Below are 7,974 nucleotides of genomic sequence, written 5' to 3' on the forward strand. Positions count from 1 at the left end.
CTCAAAACTTGCACCTCCCGCATACCCCGCATAAACCTTCACCCCCTCCCCCCGGCGGCCCCAGACCCAGGGCGTGGAGCTCCCGCAGGATGACCTGCACCACCAGCTCGGGCAAGAGAACCCGAGCTGCCCCCTCCCTGGCCTCCCGCCAGCTCCCCTTCCCCTCCATCCCCACCCAGTGGGCCAGCAGGTAGGCCAGAAGGGAGAGCACCAGAAAGCGGTGCACCCCCAAGGCCGTCCGCTGCCCGAACTGCCCCAGGGAGAACTCACTCTTCGCAGCCCGGAAGAAGTGCTCTACCGTGAACCGCCTCCTTCCCCAGGTGAGCATGGTCCGGGGCGTGGCGGGAAAGGTGGCCACCACGTACCGCCACTCCCAGCCCCCTTGGGGCAGGGGGTAGCGGTACCAGGCCACCCAGACCGGGAAGGAAAGCCCCCACAGGTAGACCCGGCTCCCCTGCCGCCTGAGGTCCAAAAGCCTCCCCCCTCCCCGCAGCCTCCGGTCCCGCCGCATCCCCACCACGGTTTCAAAGCCCATCTGCTTCACCCCAAAGAGGAACCAGGCCGTACCAAAGGCCGCGTCCGCGGCCACCCGTATCCGGAAGGTCCGGCGCATCCAGAGGGGCAGAGAGGCCAGGAGGCTCAGGGCCAGGAGGGAGAGGCCTTTCTCCCCCTTGCCCCGCCATAGACGGTAGGCCCAGGGGACGCGGAGGTCCCCGTAGACGAGGTAAAGGACCACGAGGTGGAGGCCCCACTTGCCGTGAAAGAAGGAGAGGGGTAGGGCCGGGAAGCGGCCCCGCTTCTCCAGGGTGACCAGGTCCAGGACCACCAGGAGGCGGGGCTTGGGGCCCTTTCTCCGCCTGGCCCGGTCCAGGGCTTTCTGGGCCTCCTCGCGGGCCAGGCGGATGAGGGCGCGGGTGGGCCAGGGGTAGCGGTTGAGGAAGCGGGAGAGGGCGGAGGGGGACTTGGTCTTGCTGTGCTGGGGTCTAGCCTTGCCGTGACCGGTGAGGAAAAGGAACAACAGGGCCTTCAAGGATTCCCGCAGGTGGGGGGTTGGCATGAGGGCCAGGATGGTCCAAAGTAGGGATAGGGCTGCTGGGCTCATGGCGCCCCTCATAAGAGGGGAAACCAGCAGCCCTCTTCAAGTGGTCCCCAAGCATACTCATGCCCGCGGCGAATAAGTGCAAGTTTTGAGCCGCCCATCTTCTGCACACCGAGCGAGCAAGAAGGGGCTTACCAGGACGTTGCCGAACAGGACTAGGCCGCCGAGGTGGTGGAGGGGGACCTGAAGCCGAACGGCCCCCTCCACCTCAACCCGCACCGTGTCTCCCTCCAAGCGGAGGTAGGCCCCCTGTGTCTGGACGAAAAGGGTGTTAAGGAGGAGGCGGTTCAAGAATCCCCCTCCTGTACGAGGTCCCCAAGGTAAGGCATACACGCCTCCACCAGGGAACAATCCCGGCAACGGGCATCGTTTACGGGAGGGGGGAGCTGCGCGGTCCGAAGAAGCTCCTGAACCTTCTCCACAGTTTCCTCCACGAAGGCCCGGAGGGCCGGGGTGAAGACCACTTCCCGCCTCCGCCTCGAGGCCCGGTAAAAGAGCGCCCCCTTGGGCACCTCTACCCCCAGCATCTCCTCCAGACAAAGCGCCTGGGCGCACAGCTGCACCTCGTCCGCCTTGCGTGCCCGCCGGGGGCCCACCTTGTGCTCCACCGGGTAGGGCACTCCGCCGTGGAACTCCACCACGTCGGCCCGGCCCACCAGGCCCAAGCGCTCGGAGAAAAGGGGGAGGGCATACTCTACCCTCACCCCTTCCCGCACCAGCCCTTCCGGCAGGTCCACCCCTTCGTGGGCCCGGCGGCCCCGGAGGGTGTAAAGGTTATCCTCCCAGACCCCTTCTAGGTGGATGAGCGCACACTGCCTGGGGCAGTAGACGAAGTGCTGGAGGGCGGAAATGGGGATGGATTCATCCCACATGGGGCGGTAAGTCCTCGAGGCCCTCTGGCCGGACGAGCCACGCAAGGTGGACTCCGGGAAAACCGTGGGCCTCGAGGGAGCCTTCCTTCGGCGCCCGGACCCGGTAGTCGGCAAAGCTTCGGGGGGCCTCCACCCCTTCCCGCCGCTCTACCCGGATGAGCCCGAAGAGACGGTGCGCGGGAGCGTTTCCTTTCCTGTCCTCGTGGCTGAAGACGGCAAGGCCCCGCACCGTCATCTCGCCCCGGGCCGCCGAGCGGTCCAGCTCAAAGAGGTTCTGCAAGGCGTCCCACAGGGCTTCCAGATCTTCCGGCTGCACCCCCGTCTTCGCGGCCAAAAAGGGGTTGAAGAAACCGTGGGCCCGGTAGAGGCCGTAGGGTACCAAGGGCTTTCGGCCCATCTCTGTTTCCTTTCGGGCCCGGTCCTCCTCCCGGGTAATGGCCACCCGGGTGATGGAAACCTCCAGGGGCGCTATTGGGTCCAAGGACCGGGCGAAGGTGAGCTGAACCGGCCCCCGCACCTGGCCCGCGTTGAGCCCCGTGCTGAGGACGGCGCCGAACATGCGGATGTCAAAAAAGCGCTCCAGAAGCTTGGCTTGGGCCCTCTCCCGGTCCTCTTCGGTGATCTTTCGGCCTTTCACGGCCTTGGCGAGCTCCTTAGCCAGCTTTTCCAGCTCCTTCTTGAAAGGGGCAACGGCTTCCTCCTCCCCCATCAGAAGCTTGGCGATCTCCTTTTCCGTCGCGGCTTGGCCGCTGTAGTAGAGGGTGTTCCCCTCCCTGCTTAAGCCGGCCTCGGCCAGGCCGTCCAAGTGCTCCAGCAGGCTCTCTTTGGCCATCTGTTCCTCGGTGAGCTGGAGGGACACGGGTTCAATGCCCGCCTCCTGGAAGCCTTGGAGGATGAACCGGTTTAGGGCCACCTTGCTCTGGACGAAGATGGCGAAGGGAGGTTTGCCCTCCCGGGTCAAGGCGATGTAGTCGCGGACCTTCCGCTTGAGGGCCACGTCCGTGACCAGGCCGTGCATGGTCTCCGGGTCCACCCTCGGCAGGTTGCCCGCGTCGGGGTCCCCGTTAGGGTTTCCGTCCCTCACGTCAAACAGAAAGACGAACTCGTGCCGCTTCTTGGGATCTAGATACCTCGCGCTCATCATGACCCTCCTTGCGCGCTTTCTCCCTTCTTGCCCGCCCGATTCGCCCGGAAGTGGGCCCGTTGGTGGTAGAAGCCCAGGGCGAACTCCGCCTGCCCGACCAGGTTCAGGGTGCGGGGAAACCCGCCGGCTTCGTCCAGGCGAGAGAGGATCTCCTCCACCGCCTGGTTGAGCTCTTGGCCCACCTTGGGCAGGTGGGCGGTGGTGGAAAGCCGTAGAAGGACCCCGAAAGTGGCCGCAGGGGTCGTGGAGGCTGCCCCGTAAAAGCGGTCCACCAGGGTCCGCCTGAGGGTGTAGCTTGAGGCCCGCTTCTGGGCCTCCTCCAGAACCGCCAAGAGGCGGCCCGACAGGTAGGCCGGGTTCTTCCTTTCCTTGTCCAGCTCGGCCATACGCTTTGCCTCCTCCTTTCCGTAAAATAACCACAGCTTTAGCGCCGCCACCAGGGCGTGAAGCCGCCCCCAACCTTCCCTTTCCTCCGGGGTGAGGGTCTTGGGGTTCCTCAAAAGGTGGATCGCCAAAGAAAGGGCATGGGGAGGGGGGGTGCCGAGGTAGGCGGTGCGGAGAAGCCCCCTCACCAAGCCGGGATTGCCGTCGCCCAAGGCTTGGACTAGCGCCCCTACGGGCACCGGTTGGGGAGCTTCCCCCCATGGGCGAACGAGGCGGGTGCCCTCGAGGAAGCGCCCCAAGGTCTCCTTGAGGCGGCCCAGGGAGACGGCAAACCACTCCCGCACCACCAGCCGCCCCTTGTTGGCGGAGAGGACGGCAAGGTGAAAGCGGGTTTCATCCAGGTTGAGGGGCCACGCTTTCCCTGTCCAAGGCGTGGCCAAAAGCTCCTGGAGTTGGGTAAGGTCGGCGGGTGGGGTCTGGACAGGTGCCCCGCTCAGCACGGCTCCCAGAATGGCCTCCAGGTCCACGGGCGTCTCAAGGGGTACTTCCACCTTCTCACTAAGCCAGAAGACGGCAAGCTGGTTCCTGAGGCCCCCCTCTTCCTCGCGGTAGAGGGGCCTGCTGTGGCGCTCGGAGCGGATCAGGTGGTCCAGGGTGTCTACCACCTGGGAGGCGCACGTGAAGCAGAGGGGGGCATTTGCGGCCTGCTCCTTGCCGAAGGACTCAAAGGCCTTCTGGTTGAAGGAAACCAGCTGGCACTTCTGGCCCAGGACCACCACTTCCCTGGGGAAGATACGTAAGACCGGGCCAAAGTTCCCGCAGAGGGCGCAATAGCCCTTGTCCCCTTGGATTTCCTCAGCGAGGTGCCGGGCCCAAAAGGCCTGCACCTCCTCAAGCTCTGTGGGCAGGACGCCGTGGACCTTGAAGGCGAGGAGGTCCTTTGGCTTCCCACCCCTTTGCTGAAATTCCTTCTGCAGCTGCTGGAGCTTAGGGGAATCGAGGAAGTCCAGAACCTCCTTGACTTCCTGCCTTTGGGTTTCGCAATAGGCCTCTTGGATGAGCTCTTTAAATCCTCGGTGCAGGAGCTTGGCCTCTTCCTCCTTACCATCTTCGTGGACACCCAGCACGTAGCGGGCATCGTCTACAAGAAGGTAGGGTTTCAGGTTGCCCTCGCTGGCCTTTCCCGAACGTTGGCGGTCGGGAGCAGGGATGGGCTCAATCCCTTCCCTCTTTCCGTAAGGGCCTTCTAGCCTGGCCTCTCCCCCCTCGAGGCGGATGAACCAGGAAACGTTCTTCTTCTTGTAGGCCGGGGGAAGGAGCACCCCCTCTTTACGAAAGCGGCGGAAGGCTTCCTTAAGCTCCCGGAGCATGGCCTTCCTCCAGGCGGTAGAGTTCCTGGTACCTCTCCGCGGGGACCTCTAGCCACCCTTCCCGGATCTGGGCGTGGAAGAAGAGGGGCAGAGTGTACCCCTGGACCTCGCCTCTACCTGGGCGCTTGAAGGTAAGCTCGGGGCGGCTTGGGTCCTCCACGAAGGCGAGGTCAAAGAGCATGGGCCCCAGGTCTAGGTTCAAACCCCCGTCGGGCACCTCCCCGTCAGGTGGGGAGAAGTAAGCGGGAAACTCCCGCGTGCCCAAGTAAGGGGTGTGGTGGTACTGGCCTTTTTTGAGACGCCGTTCAAACTGCTCCAGGTACTTGGGCAGGGGATCGGTAGCGTGGGGCCTAAGGACCATATCCGCCTCAACCAGGTAGGCCACGTCCTTAAGGACGAGGCTTGTCCGCTGCTGGCGCGCATCCTCAACGAAGAAGGGTTTTGCCCCCATGCGGTTTCCTACCTCGTTGCGCAGGAGGGCGAAGGGGGTTCCCAGGCGGAGCACCCCGATGCGCCGCACCTCATACCGGAACTCGGGTTTCCAGAAAATGGCCTCCAAGAGGCCGCGGGCTGCGCTAGGGGTGGGCACGGGGTAGGAAACCCGCTCCACCTTGAACTCGGGGCGGGAGAAACAGGCGTACTCGCCCCAAACCTTCACCTTGAGCCTTGCCACGCCGTCCTCCTAGACGATCAGGTCACTGGGATCAGCATACTCCTCCACGAGTCCCCGCCTCGGGTCATATGACCCACGCCAGACGTAGAGGTCTTGGAAGCCCGGCACGGCCTCGAGGAATCCGCGCCGCTCCCGTACCTGGTTGCGGAAGAGCCCCACCACGTAGGCCTGGAGCCGTCGCCAGTTCTGGAGTGAGGGGGCCTTCTGGAAGGCCTCGAGGCGCGCCAACCCCTCCCCATAGGGAACCACCACGGAGACCGTGTCCTCCTGGATAAGGCGGTAACGCCGAGCCACCTCGGGATAGTCAAGGTCCTTCCGGCGGTCCTGGATCCCCTTGTCGGTTTTGACCGTGGTGAAGAGCTCTTTGAAGTAGGCCTGGTACAGACTGGGGTCGTGAAGCCGCTCCGGTGGGTGCTCTTCAAGGAGAAGGCGGGCCTTTTCCACGCCCACCCGGTAGGGACCCCTGGGGGTTGTGCCCTCCTTAGGCCAAAAGAGGACCACCTTTCCCCTGTCCAACTGGCCCTCCCGGTTGCACCGCCCGGCCGCCTGGACCACCCGGTCCAAGGGGCCTATAGCCCTCCAGACCTCCGGGAAGTCCAGGTCCACTCCCGCCTCCACCACCTGGGTGCTTATGAGCCGGACCGGCGCTCCCTCTCGCAAGCGCCTTCGCACCTCCTCCAGAACCTCACGGCGGTGGGCGGGGCAGAGCAAGGTGGAGAGGTGGTAGGCATGGGGGTCCTCCCCCAGGGCCTCGAGGAGGGCCAAGGCGTCCTTGCGGGTGTTGAGGACCACCATCACCTGAGGGCGCGTTTGCAGTTCCCTGGCCAGCTCTTCCCAGGAAAGGGGCTTCGGGCGGCGCTCGTAAACCACGCGCTGAAGGCGAGCAAAGTGCCTGGGATAGTCCGGAACGATCTCCCGGACGGGAAGGCCCTGGAAGGTGGGAACGACCTCAAAGGTGGGCTGGGTGGCGGTGGAGAGCACCACGGTGGCCCCATAGCCCCCCTCCTCCACGGGGGTGGCCAGGAGGTGGAGGGCCTCGAGGGTGGGCTTCAAAAGCTCCGGGGGAAGGGTTTGCACTTCGTCCAGGAGGATGACGCTTCGGGCCAGTCGGTGGACCTTGCGCATCTTAGAGGGGCGGTTAGAGAAGAGGCTTTCAAAAAGCTGAACGGTGGTGGTGACGACGAGGGGGGCGTCCCAGTTTTCCGTGGCCAGGCGCTGGCGGAGAACGTTTTCTTCCTGTTCCTCTCCCAGGGGAGGCTCGTAGGCGGAGTGGTGCTCCAGGACGGCTTCTTCTCCCAAGATCTCCCGGTAGACCTGGGCCGTTTGGTCAATGATGCTCGTGTAAGGGATGGCCACCACCACCCGCCTGAGCCCGTGCTTCAAAGCGTGCTTCAGGGCGAAGGCAAGGCCGCTCCGGGTCTTACCCCCACCCGTGGGAACGGTGAGGCGGAAGAGGCCTGGGGGAAGCTCCGCCGCCTGCAGGCAGGCCTCGTAGACCTCCCGGCGCACCGCGTTGACGCGAGAGGGGCGTGCGCTTTGGAGAAGGGCTTCCTGATTGCGTTGGAACCTTGTCCATAGCTCTTCTAGGGAGTAGCCTCCTTGGCGCAGGCGGACAGCGCTGGGATCAAAGTGGGCTTCGGTATCTAGATAGTCCGCATCCACAAGGGCGGAGAAGGCCATACGGACCAGAAAGTCTAGGCGAAGAGGGTCCCCTGCGGTTTTGGAGCGCACCTCTTTCAGGGCCTCATTAAGTAGGCCTTCTAACCTGGTGCGAAGCTCCGAGGAGCGCAAGAACGCCGCGACCTCTTTGAAGGGTTCCTCCTTCAGGGCTTGGGCGAGTTTGCTGGCCGCCTCACCCCTCTTGGGGAGACCGGCGTGGTGGCCCATCACGGGTAGCCCGAAGGCTTCCCAACCCTCATGCTGCCCTGAGCCCAGGGCTACGTAAGCCAAGGCCGCACCCCAGACGGCATGGGGCACGCTGTTTGTCCTTTTTCCCTCCGCCGCGACCTTGAGGTAGGCCTGGAAATCCCGAGTGGCCTTCCCAAGGTCGTGAAGGAGGGCCAGGGCCTGCCCCAGACTTGGGGTGCCAAAGTGCTGGGCAAAGCCCCCGGCTAGGCGGGAAACGGCCTCGAGGTGGTCTTTGAGGGCGTGCCAGGCTCCCTGGGGGTTAGGGGTGTGGGCTTTGGGGTCCATACATCCTATGATGAGGGCAATGCGCGAACCCCAAGTGCGCGCAGAAACCCCGGGGGGTTCGCGCAAAGCGGCGAAGGCCGTGGTGGAGCTTGAAAACCGGTTTGGGCACTCTGTGTCAAGCCCCTGGGCGAGGGTCCCGAGAGGGGGGTCGCCGCGAAGGACCTCCTTCCTGCCCATCAGGAGGGCTACGATATAGGGGGGAGTTGCACCGGCCCGAAAGGGCCGGTGAGGATTGAAAC

The 7,974-nt window shown here is 64.6% G+C and carries 7 protein-coding genes and 1 pseudogene; all 8 read right to left on the bottom strand.

Annotated features, from left to right (window positions below; translation table 11 throughout):
* Nucleotide 1: 1 nt before the first annotated feature.
* On the bottom strand, nt 2-1,102 hold the full coding sequence (locus BLP62_RS12660; protein ID WP_093008660.1) for a transposase: 1,101 nt from the start codon (nt 1,100-1,102) through the stop codon (nt 2-4).
* A gap of 57 nt (nt 1,103-1,159) precedes the next feature.
* Nucleotides 1,160-1,432: a CRISPR-associated endonuclease Cas1 gene (locus tag BLP62_RS14455; RefSeq protein ID WP_280512756.1), complete on the bottom strand. Its 273-nt coding sequence runs from the start codon at nt 1,430-1,432 to the stop codon at nt 1,160-1,162.
* Nucleotides 1,387-1,971: a CRISPR-associated protein Cas4 gene (gene cas4 / locus BLP62_RS12670; RefSeq protein WP_093008662.1), complete on the bottom strand. Its 585-nt coding sequence runs from the start codon at nt 1,969-1,971 to the stop codon at nt 1,387-1,389. The genes BLP62_RS14455 and cas4 overlap by 46 nt, the downstream gene beginning before the upstream one ends.
* Nucleotides 1,961-3,112, bottom strand: coding sequence for a type I-C CRISPR-associated protein Cas7/Csd2 (cas7c, locus tag BLP62_RS12675; protein ID WP_093008663.1), 1,152 nt, complete (start codon nt 3,110-3,112; stop codon nt 1,961-1,963). The genes cas4 and cas7c overlap by 11 nt, the downstream gene beginning before the upstream one ends.
* On the bottom strand, nt 3,112-4,869 hold the full coding sequence (cas8c, locus tag BLP62_RS12680; protein ID WP_093008664.1) for a type I-C CRISPR-associated protein Cas8c/Csd1: 1,758 nt from the start codon (nt 4,867-4,869) through the stop codon (nt 3,112-3,114). Before cas8c ends, cas7c begins: the two co-directional genes overlap by 1 nt.
* Entirely contained in the window at nt 4,853-5,542 is a 690-nt protein-coding gene (gene cas5c, locus BLP62_RS12685; protein ID WP_093008665.1) for a type I-C CRISPR-associated protein Cas5c, read from the bottom strand. The genes cas8c and cas5c overlap by 17 nt, the downstream gene beginning before the upstream one ends.
* 9 nt (nt 5,543-5,551) lie before the next feature.
* Entirely contained in the window at nt 5,552-7,051 is a 1,500-nt protein-coding gene (cas3, locus tag BLP62_RS12690; RefSeq protein WP_241374310.1) for a CRISPR-associated helicase Cas3', read from the bottom strand.
* A gap of 141 nt (nt 7,052-7,192) precedes the next feature.
* Nucleotides 7,193-7,912 (bottom strand): annotated as a pseudogene (locus tag BLP62_RS14215) (CRISPR-associated endonuclease Cas3''); the annotation flags it as partial.
* Nucleotides 7,913-7,974 lie beyond the last annotated feature (62 nt).

Origin of the sequence: Thermus arciformis, assembly GCF_900102145.1 — a bacterium.
Classification (GTDB): Bacteria; Deinococcota; Deinococci; order Deinococcales; family Thermaceae; genus Thermus; species Thermus arciformis.